This is a genomic window from Candidatus Margulisiibacteriota bacterium, from assembly GCA_041658645.1.
Taxonomy (GTDB): Bacteria; Margulisbacteria; WOR-1; order O2-12-FULL-45-9; family XYB2-FULL-48-7; genus JBAZZV01.
The window spans coordinates 36,919-53,137 of sequence record JBAZZV010000011.1 but is presented as its reverse complement, the minus strand read 5'-3'; the positions used below and the strand labels follow the sequence as shown (position 1 = coordinate 53,137).

Here is a 16,219-nt window from a genome sequence, read left to right as displayed (position 1 = left end):
AACTGGCGGCACCCGCCGGCGCACTTGCTGCCGCATAATTGAACCCGGCCTTCGCTGAAGTTATTGCTCCATCTACGATCTTAGCCGAAGTCACTACCCCATCCGCCAAAGCTGCCGAGGTCACTGCACCAGCTGCCAGGATGCCTGATGTAACCGCATTAGCGGCGATCTTCGCAGAAGTAATCGCTGAATTTGCAATTTTGGCCTCGGTGATCGAACCATCCTGCACTGTGGCAGGCACATTGGTCAAAGCACTGCCGTCAAGATTCGCCACGTTGTCCAAAGTGATCGCTTTGATCTTACCGCTCGTTGAGTCGATCGCCGCGACGTTCAATTTGTCGGCGGTAATGGTCGGCACCCGGGCGATGTTGATCGTCCCGGCAGTGATGTTGTCCGCGTTCGTGTAATAAGTCGCCGACTGACTGTTGAGCTGGCCGCTGTTGGTCGCATAAGCTGCCGTTGTTGCGGTGATATTGGTGATATTACTCCCGTCAAGATTCGCCACGTTCGTTGCATCGAGCGCTTTGATCTTACCGCTCGTTGAGTCGATCGCCGCGACGTTCAATTTGTCGGCGGTAATGGTCGGCACCCGGGCGATGTTGATCGTCCCGGCAGTGATGTTGTCCGCGTTCGTGTAATAGTTCGCGTCCTGGTTATTTAACGTGCCGCTGTTGATCGCGTAAGCCGCCATCGTGGCCACGATATTGGTGATATTACTCCCATCAAGATTCGCCACGTTCGTTGCATCGAGAGCTTTGATCTTGCCGGTCGTGGAGTCGAGCGCCGTAATGTTGGTCTTGGCGGCGGAAACTGCGCCGTTGCTTATATCTTCTTCATTAACCTGACCGCCAGCGGCAACAACAAACCTGCCGTTTTTATTCGGGATCGTGATGCTTCTCGCTTGCGACGGTTCATCCAGGGTTATGGTCGTATTATTGGTTAACCCTTTAAATACTAGGCTCGTGCCAATATAACCGCTTTGCCAGGTCTTGTCGGCACTGCCCAAATCTATACTGTTGGTGGTTCCGGGCAGAAGGGAGGTGTTTACCGCCACCGACGAAAGATTGGAGAGGGCGGCGTTGGCTCCGGTTCCCGGCGCTGATGAGTCAACATAGGCCTTATTGGCCGCGTCGGTCGCGGCGGTCGGCGTCGCCAGAGATGTTATCTTATTATTTCCCATGTCCAGCGCCGTAGCTGTCACCGCCGCCATGGTTGCTGTTCCTGTGAATGTTTTATTGGACAAAGTTTGCGCATTCGAAGTTGTTATGACCGTAGAAGTATCTATCGCGAGTGTCCCCGTGGTGGTGATCGGGCCGCCGGTCAGCCCTGTGCCGGAATTAACCTGCGTAATCGTGCCGCCGCCGGTACCGGCCGCCGTCAAGGTCACCTGCCCTGTCCCATTCCCCTCATCCCCTGAAACCCCGATCCCCGACCCGGCAATGATCCTTTTAACAAATTGGCCGGAGGCGACTTTAGCGTTGGTGATCGTCCCGGCCGCTATCTTGCTGTCGGTGATCGCGCTGTCCTCAATATTATCGGCGGTCGCGGCCCTGAAAGCATAGCCGACGGAAACGATCGGCGTGCGGGGACTGATGGTCTCTCCCCCGACCGATATCTCAAGGTATCTTGTAGCAGCGTTGAAAACAGCGGCGGTGATCGGCTCTGTCGCGCCGAGTAAAACGCTGAAAACTCCCTGGCTGTCGGGCGTAACAGTTTGACTCTCCGCCCCCCAGATCAAATTACCGGCTGTTTCGGCGTCATAGATCTTAAAACTGACCGTTTTTTCGGTTGTGACGGGGTTGCCGGACGCGTCGGTCAAGCGGCCTTCGTAAGAAATTTTGGTCGGGACAGCGCTCCAGACAATACCGGCGAGGAGAAGAATAAAAAAAGCGGACAAAACCCTGCTAAAAATCCTCAAAGGACTTCCCCCCTTTCCAGCTCTAAATCATGAGGGAATTATAGCTCGTTGTTACATTAGTATGCAAGAGGGAAAATCCACGCACGAAGAATTGACAAATTCAAGAATTGCTATTAAAATGCTAAAATCCATGTCAAACGACATATTTTTGAAAGGGTCCCGCCCCTATCTGTGGATCATCGGAATTGGTTTCCTGCTTTACGCTCAAACCTTATTATTTGGTTTTACTAATTTTGATGATGACGCGCTGATCCAGAACAACTATTCCACGCTGCACAGTTTTTCGAAAATTACCCAGGTTTTCAGGGAAGATGTTTTTCATAATGATCCTGATTCCCCGCATTATTATTACCGGCCGATGCTAATCCTGTCTTTTATGCTTGACGCACAGCTGGGTGGCATTTCTCCTTTCAGGTTTCACCTGACGAACATCCTGCTGCATTTATTGGCCGCCTGTCTCCTATTCGTGTTCTTGAAAAAGCTTAAGTATAAAAGGGCTCTTTCATTATTCCTCTCCCTGATCTTTACCGTTCATCCGGCCCTCACCCAGGCCGTGGCCTGGGTCCCGGGCAGGAACGATTCTCTGCTGGCTGTTTTTGCTCTTTTGGCTTTCATCTCCTTCCTGGATTTTAAGGAAACCAAAAAGTGGTCCGCCTGCCTTCTCCACTTCTTATTTTTTGTTCTGGCCTTGTTCACCAAGGAAACTGCCATGATGTTGCCCCTGTTATGCCTGGCTTATATCTATCTAATTATGAAAGGAAAACTTTTCTCCGCCAATAACCTTGGCTTGATATCCGGCTGGCTGGTCGTTTTTGCTTTTTGGTTCTCCCTGAGACTGGCGGCAGTCAAAACGGCCATACCTCTGGCCGATGTGGTGAGGTCATCATACTTAAGCCTGCCCGCTGTTCTCCCCTACCTTGGCAAGATATTCTTCCCGTTCAATCTGTCTGCCATACCGCTTTTAAGGGACATGACCTTTGATTGCGGTATAGCGGCCTTCCTTTTCATCCTCAATGCCCTGATCTTTACTAAAGAAAGGCGGAACAACTTCGTTGCTTTTGGGATATTATGGTTCTTGTTGTTTTTGCTGCCCAGCTTTATTTGTAAAGGACCGTCCGGGGAGATCATAATTCTCATTGAACACAGGATCTATTTGTCGCTGATCGGATTATGCATTGTGTTATTAGAGACCGACCTGCTAAAACGCCTGGACCTGACAAATATGAGGTCTTTCCTGGCAGGCCTTCAATTTATTTTGTTTTTTTCCCTTATCGCTTTCAACCACAGCGTTATTTTCAAGAACGGGACCGGTTTTTGGGAAAATGTCGTCAGAAACTCCCCGCACATGACGATCGCTCATTGGAAACTGGCTAATCATTATGCGCGAGCCGGACTGGCGGACAAGGCCGAGATCGAATACAAAAGAGCCATTGAACTAAACTATTGGCTGAGATTGGCTCATAATAATTTAGGCTGTATTTATAAAGAACAAAACCGGTTAAAAGAGGCCAAAGCGGAATTCGAAATAGAAATAAAAATCAATCCTGCTTCTAATTTTGCCTATATTAATCTTGGCAATATTTATTATGATAGAAAAAACTACAAACAGGCCATTTATTACTATGACGAAGCTATTAAAAGAGGCGGTCAGGTTAGCCCCAAAATTTTGAGCGCAGTGCAGCCCTACCGGAAATGATCTGATTCCCCACCGCAAGCGGCGGGATCAGTTCATTTATCCTTCCTCCTGAAAAGTAGCAAGCTGCAAGAAGTTCCGTTTTCGATCTTTAGCGGTTCTTCCCAGTAAGCGGCTTCATCACGTTGGACATAGCCGCCGATCACTTCATAATGCTCTCTTAACAATTTTGTAGTATAGTCTAAGATCAAAGTAGGGCTCTTCTCTTCCCTAAGCCAGCTGAAATTCGAACGGACAAAGACGATCAATTTGGGCGGATATTTTTCCAGAGAGCCGATCAGTTCCTTTTGATAGGCCAACGCTTTTGGATGCGCCATCATCAGGCCGTACATCCCGCCAAACCTGCTGGACGAAAACCGCTTGGCGTAATACATGATCTCTGGCTCGCTGCCGGCAATAAAGACCCGGTCATCCGGCCGCGAAAGCTGGGCTACGCGCCGCGCGACAATTGGCGCTTCAACGAACGGATTGAGCGGATGGTACAACTGCGTAACCAGGTCGTTCGCCGGCAGCCGATAATAGTTCCGCACCGGCCAGATCATCGAAAATATCAACAAAAAACCCAAGGCAAATGCCGTCGCCCCAACCCACTCCGGTTTTTTAGCCATTTCCGTTGTTTTTGCCGCCAGAGAGTCCAGAGCGACCGCGATCACGATCGCCCAGAATGGCATCAGCATGATGAAGTAATGGTCGTATGGCGCGTTGAATATTGTTAACCAGGTAACGATCATCAACCCAAGATAAAACCACCAGCGGCCGGGCCGGTCCACTAAAAACCAGACCAGCAGATAAAAGACCAGCGGCCAGGAAGATAGATATTGATGGAAATACTCGCCCGCCCGGGGAAGATTCCACCCGCCAAAAGACAAGGCGTAATATCTATTGAAGACGATAAGTTGCTCCCAGAACATCGGGAGCGCGCCGCGCCAAAGGAAATAACCGGTAAACAGGAGGAACGCGGCCGCCGAGCCGCCCAGAGCAAAAAGAAGTCCGACGGTCGATCTTTTCCTGTTTTCAAAAAACCAGGCACTGAAGATAAAAAGGACCGGCACAATAGCGATCTGCTTATAAAGAATAGCTATCATCCCGCAAAATCCGGCCCAGAACCACGGTTGTCCGGTGTTTTTATCCCTAAAAAAAACATAGATCGCCAGAGTACCAACCAGCGGAAGGATCAAAAATTTCTCGGTATTGGCGGCAAATGGCCGGAGGATGGGGAACATGATCATGGGCAGCGCCAACCAAACCGTGATCCACCCCGCTCTCCCGCCATACTCGCGGCCAATAGTAAGTCCGAGTAAAATAAGCGTTAAGATCAAAGATATGGCCGCCACCAATCGTGGAGGCCAAAAGTCGTCAGGGCTGATCATTATTGACAGAAGATAAGGATAAAAGATCATTGGGGGTTTTTGTTCAAAAGTGTCTACGTAGGGCGTCATACCCTTGGTCATCAGCCAGGCCCCGTAAGCGTAATGCCCTTCATCACGCTCAAAAGGGGCGTTAAAACTATTCCCGTGCAGAAATACAAAAAAAATGCTTAAACCAAGAAGGGATAAAACGATCCAATAATTGAAGTTTCTTTTCAACACAATGTATCAATCATAACTCATTCATGAAGGGAAAATCAAGAAAAAAACTCACCCCGCTCAGCTTAAACCAAGCACCCCTCTCTTAATAAGAAAGGGGTATCAGAAGCGTAGCCTTTTCTCCCCTTCTCTAGAGAAGGGGCCGGGGGATGAGTTATTTTTTCTTGGCCAGGACTTCCTGATAAACTCCTTCAACCTGTTTGACGATCGTCTGCCAATTATACTTGGTCTCGACCAGTTCGCGGCCCCGCCGTCCCATCGCTTTGGCCTTTTCCGGGTCGGAGAGGACCTGGATGATCGCCTGGGCGAGCGCTTCCGGATCTTGTTTCGGCACTAACAAACCGGACTTACCAACCTCCATGACCGCGTTCGGCCCGGGGATATCAGAGGCGACGACCGCCGTGTAGTTGGCCATCGCTTCCAGCTGGACGATCCCGAAGGCTTCCAGCCGGTTGATCGACGGGAAGATATAGGCGATCGAAGTGTAATAAAGCTCGACCAGTTTATCAAAGGTCGCCGTGCCGAGGAAAGTGATGGCGTGGCCGATGTTGAACTGGGTCACCAGGTCGAGGATATGCGCCTTCTCCTCGCCGTCGCCGCAGATGACCAGCTTGGTCTCGGGGAACTTCTCGAGGACCCGGGGCATCGCCTTGACCAGATAATCGCAACCCTTGTTCCCCGCCAGGCGGCCAAGGAAGAGGATCTGTTTCGGGTTCTTCTTATCCGGGGTCAAGTTAAGTTTCTTTTGAATGTCATCGATGCTCTTCGAGAAGATGCCGATCGGGAAGACCCGGTGCGGGACATGCTTCATGACCGGCGAGGTCTCGGCGTAGGTATTGGTCGTGTTATAGACAACATCCGCTTTACCCAGCAGCATCCGGGCGTAAGCGTTATTGCTCCCCTCGAAGACCGGGACAAGCCATTGCGGGACCGGCACGCCAAAATATTTCTCCGAGACGGTCACGTCGCAATGGTAGGTCACGATCAGCGGCTGTTTGATCTTCCCCGCCACAGCCCGCAGGAAGCTGAAGGCCGGCACGTGGACGTGGACGATGTCAAAACCATCCAGCATCTTGAGGTTGAATTGGCCGAAGCTGACCGGCAGATAACTGAACATATCGGTCGCATCGAGACGGATAACTTTGATCCCTTCCGGCAGGGTCTCGTGGGCCGGGGCATTTTTGCTCTTCGGCAGGTTATTGGTGATGACCGTCACCTCATGCCCTTCCTGGATCAGGGCCGTCGACAGGTCACGGACATATTTTTCGGTTCCACCCGTGTGCGGAAAAAAATACGGGGACAACATCACGATCTTCATGTCAATTTCCTCCTACGGAAACCGCGAAGTTCATTCGCTGGTTTCCAAACTACTTTGCCAATTATCCGCTTTCTATTTTTTATTGTCAAACTGATTGTATTCTGGCTTGAGCTCGAATTATAGCCTAGTTGCCGGAAAGCGGCTTGTCGTTAGAGAAGAAATCCGTTACAATTAAACCAAGTGAAAGTGAATAAGCCTCATAAAAAATCCAGCCGAAATCCTACCGTTCAGGCATCTAAATTCAAATTTGTGTTTAATGATCGTCTGGCGGTTGCCGTCATTATAGGACTTATTTTTTTGGGATCATTGACGCCCGTCTTCAAAGCTCTTGCCAATGTTCCTTCTCCCATCGGCGTTTACTTCAGTGAAGCCGGCAACGTTCTGTATCGTTTGCGCTATCAGAATTTCATGATGTCAGAGACTGATTGCGTCGGCTATTTCGCTTATCTCCGTTGCGCCATTATTGACCATAATCTTGATTTTGAAAATGACTTCCGCCGTTTCAACCTGCCGGATCTGGCCAACGCGAAAACCAGCCAGGGACTCACCGGCAACCTATGGTCGGTAGGCCCGGCAATTCTTTGGGCGCCGGCTTTTATGGTCGGGCATGGTCTTTCCCTATTGTTAAACACGCTCGGATTTTCCGTTCCGACAGATGGAATTTCGTTTGTTTACGATTTTTTCATAGTGTTTGCTTCCATGGGCTACGGGCTGTTTGGTTTGCTTTTCATTTACCGTTTTCTGCGATTTTTCTTTACTCCCCTGATAAGTTTTATGGCATTTTTTATCCTCTTTTATGCCTCTGCTTTAATTTTTTATGAATTTAATGAGCCCACCATGTCTCACATTTTGACCGTGTTCGCGGTTTCGGGCTTCACTTACTATTGGTATAAAACCTGGCAGATAAAAAATTATAAAGATTGGCTCTTTCTCGGCTTATGGGGCGGGCTGGTTATTTTGATACGCCCGCAGGATATTTTCTTTATTCTTTTCCCGATCGCGGCTGAAGCGTTCTCTCTTGCCTGGCAGAATAAAAAGCTTGCCTTCTCTTTCTTTTCCGGCTCTTTACTTTTGTCCCTAACAATGGCGATTTGCTTCATCCCGCAAATGCTCGCTTGGAAGATACTCTATGGTTCTTTTTTAACTATACCCCAGGGCAGCGGATTCATGCAATGGGGAAAACCTCAAATTTTCCCTCTTTTGTTTTCAACCAATCATGGCTTAATAACTTACACGCCAATTGTGTTTTTTTCGCTGCTCGGCTTGTTTCTTTTTAACCGGGAAAACAAAAGAACGCGCTTTTTATTCTGGTCGTTCATTGCGATCTTTTTGGCGGAACTGTATATCAATAGTGTCGTGAGCGACTGGAACGCGGGCTGGTCTTTCGGCGCGAGGCGGTTTTTAAGTTGTTCTATTATCTTTGCCTGGGGGCTTGGAAATTTACTCCAAACAATTTTTAAGTACAAAAAAATATTTTTCATTAGCCTTGGCGTATTTGGGCTTCTGATTATTTTTAATCTGCTTTTTTATGTTCAATGGTATTACGGTTTGATCCCGCGCGCGGATACCTTGACCTGGCAACTGTATTTTTACGGCAAGATTGACGCGTTTAGGGTCTGGCTAAAAGTCATGCGTTACTTAATTCCAATTATATAAATTGGCCTTTATTGCTTAATTTTAAAGCCTCATTTAAAGATCGAACGTTGAGCCAGAACGGCCTTCAGGCCAATTTCCTTCTGTTGATCATTTCCGAATAAAGATTCAGCCAGTAATATTTATCGATCCCTCTGGTAAACGAAGGTAATATATACGGCCAGCGCAGGCAAGAAGCGCAGGCCGCCGCCTGCCCCTGCCTCCCCGCCTGGTTGAAGAAACAGGGCAAGACCTGGCGGCCGTCGGGGAGAATAGTCACGGTCGTCTCTTGCGCCCGGCAGCGGGACAAGACCAGATTATTCCCTCCTCTTTTCACGAATTCGAGCGCCGCCCGGTTGACCAGAACGTGGCGCCGGCGGGAATAATAAAGTATGTGGTCGATGGTGCTCGGCTCAAAACCTTGCAAGCCAAAGTGGTCGTAAACCGGGCTAAGATAGACCGGCACGCGGAGCCTGGCCGCGAGATCGACCATCTCCGGCAGGAAGCGGACGCTCTCCCGAGTCATAGTAAACTTGATGATCGGTCGCTGATTAAGCGTTCGCGCCTGTTCGATCGCCGCGAGCGCTGTCTTAAAACACTCCACCCCGCGGCTCCGGTCATGTTCGGAAGCAAAGGGATAATCGAGCGCAAAGTACAGCCTGTCGACCAAACCAGTTAAGTGCCCAGCCAGGTCGGCGTAGAGGATACCGTTGGTTGACAGTTGGGTTTCAAAACCAGAAGCTTTGGCTTGTTTTAACAGGTCGGGCAGTCCGTCCCGGAGGAGAGGTTCGCCACCGGTAATGTTGAGCCGCTTGACCCCTTGCTGCTTTAACTGCTTCAGAACATCCTGATAACCTGATTCCCCGATCTTTTGGAATTCTTCGTCCTGCCAAATCGTGTGGAACTCGCAGGTATCGTTACTGCGGAAAGTGACGTAATAGTTAGCGGTTTTTGCCATTAAACGGTCTTGAATTTCGGCAGGAACAATCCGGCCACGCCCATCAACAGGACGATCACGCCAAGCAGTGAGATCGCGGCCAGGATACCAAAGAGATCGGCAATAAAGCCGAAGAGGACAACGGGCAGAGTGAAAGCCGAATTGACGACCATGTTCTGGACCCCAAAGACCCGCCCGCGGATCTGGCGCGGGATGGCGTGTTGCAAAATAGTCTGGATGCTCGAGGTGATGTAAATATTGCCCAGCCCGAGGAGCATGATCAGGAACATGGCCAGGTGAATGTTGCGGATATTGGCCAGCCAGATCAAGAGGAGCCCGGAACCGAGAAAGCTCGCCACGACTATCGTCCCCATCTTGAAATAATGGCGGAGCCGTTCCAGGGTGAACATGCCAATAACCATCCCCACCCCGGCGGCAATGATCAGGTAACCGAAGTTCCGCTCGCCGATCTTCAAGATATCGCTGGCGTAAGAGATCGCCAGGAGCGAAAGGGTAGCGATCGCCGAGGCGGCGACGAAAAGTTTTAAAAGAGAGTATTTGACGACGTCGTTGCGCTGGATAAACTTGAAGCCGATCAGGATGTCGTTCCAGATCTCGCGGCGGGTCTTGGGCTGGGTCACCGGCTTGAGCGGGATCAGGAGGATCGCCGCCGCCGAGAAGAAGTAGAGGACCGCGGCAATAACAAAGGTGGTCTTTTCGGAGAAGAGGTTGACGATCGGCGCCCCCAGACCGAAACCGACGACCGAAGAGGCCATCCAGGTGATCATAAAAAGAGAATTAGCGACGATCAGGTTATGCTTCTCGACCAGTTCCGGGATAGAGGAACTTTCCGCCGGGGCGAAGAACTGCGCCGCCGTGTAGATCAGCAAGCTGACCAGGAATATCCAGAGAAGCGACTTGGCGATCAGCGGGATCAATAATAAAATAAGCAGGCCGCGAACGATATCACTAATGACCAGTATCCCCTTCCGATCAATCCGGTCAACGATTATCCCCGCCCAAGGAGAGATCAGTACCGACGGGATACCGAAGGCGAGCAGTGGCAGAGCAACGCCCAGGTTGGAGTGGGTCGATTGGTAGATCAGGATCATCAGGACGTAAACAAAGATCCGGTCGGCCAGCTGGGAGGTCAGCTGTCCCAGCCAGAGGAGCATAAAGCCGAAGTTCGAGAAGACCGCCCCGAAACCGATCCTTTTAATTTTAATTTCTACCATCGCCTTAAGTCTACTCCGACATGCTCGCTCAAGCAATATTTCGGTTCTGTCCCCTCACGGTAGATCCCCTCCAGCCGAAGAAACGCCTTTTCAAAACGGAGCTTGATCTTGCGCGGGTCCTTTTTCTCTTTGAGCACGATCAGCGCTTTGAGCAGGAGATCGAAGAGCTCGGGATAATGCTGTCCTTCCGCCGTCCCGAGGTCAATGAGCTTAAGAATGTAGAGCCCGATCTGCAGGGCCTCCGAGTTTTCCCGGAGCGACTGAAAACTGTCCAGCACCTCGCACTCGGAGATGATGTCAAGCGAGCGGCACTTGGCAAGGAAAAAACTGCCGTAGGTGAACGGCTCCACCCGGCCGCCCAGCCGCGACGGGACCCGCCGGGCGCTCTTGGCCAGGACGCGGAGCTTGCCGTAGTCGCGAGTAAAGAGCGTCACCATCTTGTCCGCTTCCGCGAATGGCGCCGTTTTTAAACTGATCGCTTTGGTGCTGTAGGAAGCCATATCTTGAAGGTTGTTCCCTTTCCGGCCTGGCTTTCGGCCGTGATCTCGCCGCCATGTTCCTTGACGATCCGGTAAGTGACGGCCAACCCCAACCCGCTCCCCCGCTCTTTAGTAGTATAGAACGGGTCGAAGATGTTTGGCAACTTCTCCGCCGGTATCCCCTGGCCGGAATCCGATATTTCGATCAAACATTTGTCATTTGTCATTTGACATTTGACATTTACGGTCCCACCGTTCGGCATCGCCTGGATCGCGTTCAGGATAATGTTCATAAAGACCTGGTCCAGGCGCTCCGGGTCGGCCTGGAGCGCCGGGACCGGCCGGCAGTCGGTCACGACCGTAATGCCCGCTTTGCGGCATTGCCCCTCAACCAGCCGGAGGACGTCGGTCAGGACTTTTTCCGGATCGACCGGCCGGACCACCAGTTCCTTCGGCTGGCTGAAAGCAAGCAGGTCCTCAACGATCCGGTTGATCCGGTCAAGCTGGCGCGGGACGATCTCGATATATTTAACGATGAACTCTTTATCATCTAGATTTTCCGGCAAGACCTGGGTCAGCCCCTTGATCGAGGCGAGAGGATTTTTTATCTCGTGGGCCATTCCGGCGGCGATCACCCCGATCGCCCCCAGTTTGTCCGCCTGGATCAGGCCGCGGTAGAGCTTGATGTTCTCGGCCGAGAGGTCGTTGACCAGTTGCTGGTAATAATAACTGCCGCGGGCAAAAAGCCGGTCGACCCAGGCCTGCACCCGGTCCTTGAGCGGCTGGAAAACAATGACGGAGATAAAGACGACGACCAGCGTCGCGACCGGCCCGCTAAAATGGATTATCTCCTGGAAGGCCCGGCCGGCCAGCAAGATGCCGAGGGCGTAGAAACCGGCAAAAAAGACCGTCAGCACGGTATAGACCAAGCCGGTCCGGAAAACTACGTCGATCGCCAGCAAGCGGTGTTTAACGATCGCGTAGACGGTCAGCCCCAGGTAGAGCGGCATGGCGTAATGGCTGACGACCGGCCAATCAAAGTTAAAGACCGGGAAAAAAGCGGTCATCCCGCCAAGGAAACCGACGATCGAAGCGAGTAGAACGTAAAATGCCTGGTTCTGCTCCGCGCCGACGCCGCGCCAGGCTTGGCCAACAAGCTGGGCAAAGCCGGCCAGAAAAAGAACGCCCAGGTAGAGGGCAAAGAGAGAATAGGCCGGACCAGGAACAGGATAAAAGCGGTAGCCGGGGTACGGGGCGACATCGGCGACAAATAACGGGGTCAGGACGAGCACCAGCAAAGCGCCGGCCGCGAGATAAGCCAGGGCCAGGAAGAGCTTGGCCCGTGACAGCCGCCCGACCAAAGCCAAGACAAAATGAAAGTAGAAAAGCGGGATAAAAACCGCCGCAGCCAGGTTGAACCTGGTCCAAAAAAGGACCGCCCCTTTCGTGCTGACCACTTCCCCCATGAACTGGCCAAAGCACCAACCAAAAGTGGCCAGGGAAAGGAGTGCTAAGGTTACATTTAGGATCTTCCCCCTCCCCTGGGCATAGACGAACCCACCTAAACAGAAAGAAACCAGGGCACTGATCAGTAAGACCAAGTTGTTCGGACTCATTACATATTATTGTAGCATGGATAAAAGGCTTCTTTTGACGGATCGCCTCAAAAATGCTAATATTTCCTTGTGACAAGCCCAAAACCGATAATTCTCGCGGTCGACGATGAAGTTGACCTGCTGGAAACCTATCGCTCTATCCTCGGTAAACAATACGAAGTCCTGACCGCCCCTTCCGGCAAACAAGCTCTAGAGATCTTAAAGGCCAAGGCTGTCGCGCTCGTCCTGCTCGATATGAAAATGCCCGGGATGAGCGGCTTGGAACTTCTCCGCCAGGTCCGCCAGGCCGAGAACGATGTCGCGGTCATCATCATCACCGCTCTGCAAGAGGTAGCGACCGCGGTCGAAGCGATGAAGCTGGGCGCGCTCGATTACCTGACCAAACCATTCGACAAGGACGCGCTACGCCTGACCGTCGAGTCAGCGCTGGCGCAGAGAGCATTGCGGCGAGAAAACCTCTTGCTTAAAGAGACCGTCAAAGAGCTTTCTTCATACTGCGACCTGATCGGCCAAACCCCGGCCATGCGCCAACTCTACAGCCTGATCGATAAAGTCGCCCCGACCGACAGCACGATCCTCATTCATGGCGAATCGGGGACCGGCAAAGAGCTGGTCGCCCGGGCGATCCACCAGAAAAGCCGGCGGGCGGCCAAACCGCTCATCACCCTCAACTGCGCGGCCATACCGGAAACCCTGATGGAATCGGAACTCTTCGGCCACGAACGGGGCTCGTTCACCGGGGCGCAGGAGCGAAAATTGGGTAAATTTGAGCTGGCGGATGGGGGCTCCCTATTCCTCGACGAGGTCGGCTGTATGTCGCCGGCCCTGCAGGCCAAGTTTCTCCGGGTGCTCGAAAGTAAGATGATCGAGCGGATCGGCGGCGAGAAATCGATCCCGGTCGATGTCCGGATCATCTCCGCCACCAACATCAATTTCCAAAAAGAGATCGCCGGCGGTAGTTTCCGCCACGACCTCTACTATCGGCTCAACGTCATCCCGATCAACTTGACCCCGCTCCGCGAACGGAAAGAAGATATCCCGCTCTTTGTCGCTTACTTCCTGGAGAAATATAATAAACAGCTGAATAAAGAGGTCAGATCACTCGCCCCGGAAGCGCTCCAGAAGTTACTCGACTATCCCTGGCCAGGGAATGTCCGCGAACTGCAGAATATGATAGAGCGGCTGGTCGTCCTGGCCGGCGGACCGGTTATCACTCCGGAGGAGATCCCGATCATCACCACCTCCACCCAACCGGCCGAAAGCGTCCTCAAACAGAATGTCATGAGCCATGAACGGCAGGTCATCGTTGACGCGCTGAAATTAGCGGATAACAACCGGACCAAAGCGGCCAAGATCCTCGGCATCCCCCGCTCCACCCTCAACTCACGGATTTCAACCTTAGGTCTTTCTTGATCTTGTTGATCGCCCGGTGGGCGGCCACTTCGCCGGCGGTGATCAGTTTTTGCGCTTTATGAAAATCTAAGTGCCAGATATCTTCTTCCATCTCCAGTTCGATCAGGACCTCCGCCCGGTGCGCCTCTTCCCGGCTCAAGCTCTTGAGCATCAGGTCGAGCGAGCGGCCGAGGACCTGGAGCGGATCGGCCGGGATCGATTTAACGGAATGGGCCGGGACCACGTCCGAAGCAATGATATACTCCGCCCCCATCTCCCGCGCCACATCGACCGGAACGTTACCGGCGATCCCCCCGTCGATCAGCGGCTGGCCGCGCAATTCTTCCGGGGCAAAGAACCCGGGAAAGGTCGAACTGGCCGCCACCGCCTTGGCTAGGCGGCCGGAATCGATCACCACCCTCTTCCCCGTGCGCAGATCGGTCGCGACCGCGGCGTAAGGTAGCTTGAGGTCGGCGATCTTGAGATCGCCCATGTATTTAGTGACCAGGTCCTCCAAAACCTCGCCGGCCAGGAAGCCGGGGCGGAAGAAAGTGAACTTGAAGAATTCGTTCCAGCGGATGCGCAGGGCGATCTGTTCGATCTGCTCAATGTTCAAGCCGGCGGCAAAAGCCGCCGCGACCAGGCTGCCGGAAGAGGTGCCAACAACACAGGCGATCGGGACCTGGTTTTCCAGAAGCACTTTGAGCACGCCAATGTGGGCGATCCCGCGCGCTACTCCGCCCCCCAAGACCAGGCCAACTTTTTTCTTCGGGAAAAGCCAGTCAAACATAACCAAAGACTAAATCTTAACCAGGGTCGCGCCAAATATCCCGTCAAGCTTGGTCAGCTTGGCCAGGACGGCGTCCGAGAGCTGGTTATCGATGTTCAAGACCATGACCGCTTTCTCGCCAACCTTCTGCCGGCCGACATCCATGGCGGCAATGTTAATGTTATTCTCACCGAGGAAAGTGCCAACCTTGCCGATCATCCCCGGCCGGTCGATATTCTGCAAGACAAGCAGGTAACCGTCCGGTACCGCGTCAACCCGGAAGCCGTCGATCATCACCAGGCGGTCGCCCACCCCGGCAAAGATCGTCCCGCCGACGGTGCGCGCTTCCTGCTCGGTCTTGATCTTGAGGGTGATCAGGCTGGCAAAATCCTTTGACTCCAGCGTTTTGCTTTCGACGATCTCTATGCCGCGCTCCTTGGCGACCAGCGGCGCGTTAACGAAGTTGACCTTAACGTCGAGGATCGGCGTCAGCAGTCCTTTCAGGACGATCGTGGTCAGCGGCGAAGTGTCGCGCTCGGCGATCTCACCGGCATATTCCACTTCCACCCGGGTGATCGCACCTTTGACGATCTGGGCGGCCAGCGCGCCAAGTTTTTCGGCAATGCCGAGATACGGCCGGACCGGCGCGATCAGCTCCGGCTTCATCGACGGGATATTGACGGCGGAACGGGCCGCCCCGCCCCTTAAGACCTCGATGATCTGCTCGGCGACATCGACCGCCACGTTGACCTGCGCCTCGACCGTGGAAGCCCCAAGGTGAGGAGTGACGACAATATTATCCAATTCAAAGAGCGGACTGCTCTCGGTCGGCTCTTTCTCAAAGACATCAAGCGCGGCCGCCGCGACCTGTTTGGATTTGAGGGCGTCGTACAGCGCTTTTTCGTCGATGATCCCGCCGCGGGCGACGTTGACCAAGCGGACCCCTTTCTTCATCTTGGCGATAGTTTCGGCGTTGATCATCCCGGCCGTTTCTTTGGTCTTCGGGATATGGAAGGTGATAAAATCGGCTTGCTTGATCACTTCATCGACACTCTTCAGCTCAACACCCAAGCTCTTGGCATAATCGGCAGTGACGAACGGGTCAGACGCGATCACCCGCATCCCCATGCCAAGAGCGTAGGAGGCGACCCGCCGGCCGATCTTCCCCAGACCGACTACCCCAAGTGTTTTGTTGAGGACCTCGACCCCCTTGAAAGATTTCTTGTCCCAGACGCCGGTCTTGAGCTTGCCATGGGCTTGCGGAATGGAGCGAGCCATGGAGAGGAGCATCGCCCAGGTATGTTCGGCGGCGGCCACAGTGTTCCCTTCCGGCGAGTTAACGACAATGACCCCGTTCTTGGTAGCGGTCGGCAGGTCGACGTTATCGACACCTACTCCAGCCCGGGCGATAATCTTGAGATTCTTGCCGGCGATGATGATCTTAGGGGTAACTTTTGTTTCCGAGCGGACGATCAGGGCGTCGTAATCGGGGATGATCTTGATCAGTTCGTCTTCGGACAGGCCAACCTTGGAATCAACCTCGAACCCGGCCTCCCGGATCAGTTTCAACCCTTCTTCGGCCGTCTTGTCCATTGCTAATACTTTCATTGTTTTTCTCCCTTCTATGCTTAGATTTTACCAGAA

At 52.7% G+C, this 16,219-nt stretch carries 12 protein-coding genes; 3 read left to right on the top strand and 9 right to left on the bottom strand.

Going from position 1 to position 16,219, the window contains the following annotated elements:
- The coding region (locus WC903_08475; protein MFA5893977.1) for a hypothetical protein at positions 1–1,918 on the bottom strand (1,918 nt) is incomplete at its 3' end.
- Positions 1,919–2,048: 130 nt separating this feature from the next.
- Here WC903_08475 and WC903_08470 point away from each other — a divergent pair.
- Entirely contained in the window at positions 2,049–3,614 is a 1,566-nt protein-coding gene (locus WC903_08470; GenBank protein MFA5893976.1) for a tetratricopeptide repeat protein, read from the top strand.
- Positions 3,615–3,646: 32 nt separating this feature from the next.
- Here the strand turns inward: WC903_08470 and WC903_08465 are convergent, their stop codons facing one another.
- Together WC903_08465 and WC903_08460 are read right to left on the bottom strand one after the other, a co-directional pair.
- A complete protein-coding gene (locus tag WC903_08465) occupies positions 3,647–5,200 on the bottom strand; it encodes a glycosyltransferase family 39 protein (protein MFA5893975.1) in 1,554 nt (517 codons plus the stop codon).
- A gap of 151 nt (positions 5,201–5,351) precedes the next feature.
- A complete protein-coding gene (locus WC903_08460; GenBank protein ID MFA5893974.1) occupies positions 5,352–6,515 on the bottom strand; it encodes a glycosyltransferase family 4 protein in 1,164 nt (387 codons plus the stop codon).
- Positions 6,516–6,695: 180 nt separating this feature from the next.
- Here WC903_08460 and WC903_08455 point away from each other — a divergent pair, with 180 nt between their 5' ends.
- Positions 6,696–8,171: a glycosyltransferase family 39 protein gene (locus WC903_08455; protein MFA5893973.1), complete on the top strand. Its 1,476-nt coding sequence runs from the start codon at positions 6,696–6,698 to the stop codon at positions 8,169–8,171.
- A 64-nt stretch (positions 8,172–8,235) separates the two neighbouring features.
- Here the strand turns inward: WC903_08455 and WC903_08450 are convergent, their stop codons facing one another.
- The 4 genes from WC903_08450 to WC903_08435 are packed head-to-tail and all read right to left on the bottom strand — an operon-like array spanning position 8,236 to position 12,414.
- Positions 8,236–9,105 (bottom strand): radical SAM protein, encoded by an 870-nt coding sequence (locus WC903_08450; GenBank protein ID MFA5893972.1) that lies wholly within the window; start codon positions 9,103–9,105, stop codon positions 8,236–8,238.
- Entirely contained in the window at positions 9,105–10,319 is a 1,215-nt protein-coding gene (locus WC903_08445; GenBank protein MFA5893971.1) for an MFS transporter, read from the bottom strand. Before WC903_08445 ends, WC903_08450 begins: the two co-directional genes overlap by 1 nt.
- Positions 10,313–10,819 carry a DNA repair protein RecO gene (gene recO, locus WC903_08440; GenBank protein ID MFA5893970.1) on the bottom strand — a complete coding sequence of 169 codons (507 nt, stop codon included), beginning with the start codon at positions 10,817–10,819 and terminating at the stop codon, positions 10,313–10,315. The genes WC903_08445 and recO overlap by 7 nt, the downstream gene beginning before the upstream one ends.
- Entirely contained in the window at positions 10,786–12,414 is a 1,629-nt protein-coding gene (locus WC903_08435) for an ATP-binding protein (protein MFA5893969.1), read from the bottom strand. The genes recO and WC903_08435 overlap by 34 nt, the downstream gene beginning before the upstream one ends.
- Before the next feature lie 69 nt (positions 12,415–12,483).
- Between WC903_08435 and WC903_08430 the strand changes: the two genes are divergently transcribed.
- Positions 12,484–13,827, top strand: coding sequence for a sigma-54 dependent transcriptional regulator (locus WC903_08430; protein MFA5893968.1), 1,344 nt, complete (start codon positions 12,484–12,486; stop codon positions 13,825–13,827).
- On the opposite strand, the gene WC903_08425 is transcribed toward WC903_08430, so the two are convergent.
- A complete protein-coding gene (locus WC903_08425) occupies positions 13,793–14,596 on the bottom strand; it encodes a patatin-like phospholipase family protein (protein ID MFA5893967.1) in 804 nt (267 codons plus the stop codon). The genes WC903_08430 and WC903_08425 overlap by 35 nt on opposite strands.
- Positions 14,597–14,605: 9 nt before the next feature.
- Positions 14,606–16,183 carry a phosphoglycerate dehydrogenase gene (serA, locus tag WC903_08420; protein ID MFA5893966.1) on the bottom strand — a complete coding sequence of 526 codons (1,578 nt, stop codon included), beginning with the start codon at positions 16,181–16,183 and terminating at the stop codon, positions 14,606–14,608.
- Between the last annotated feature and the right edge of the window lie 36 nt (positions 16,184–16,219).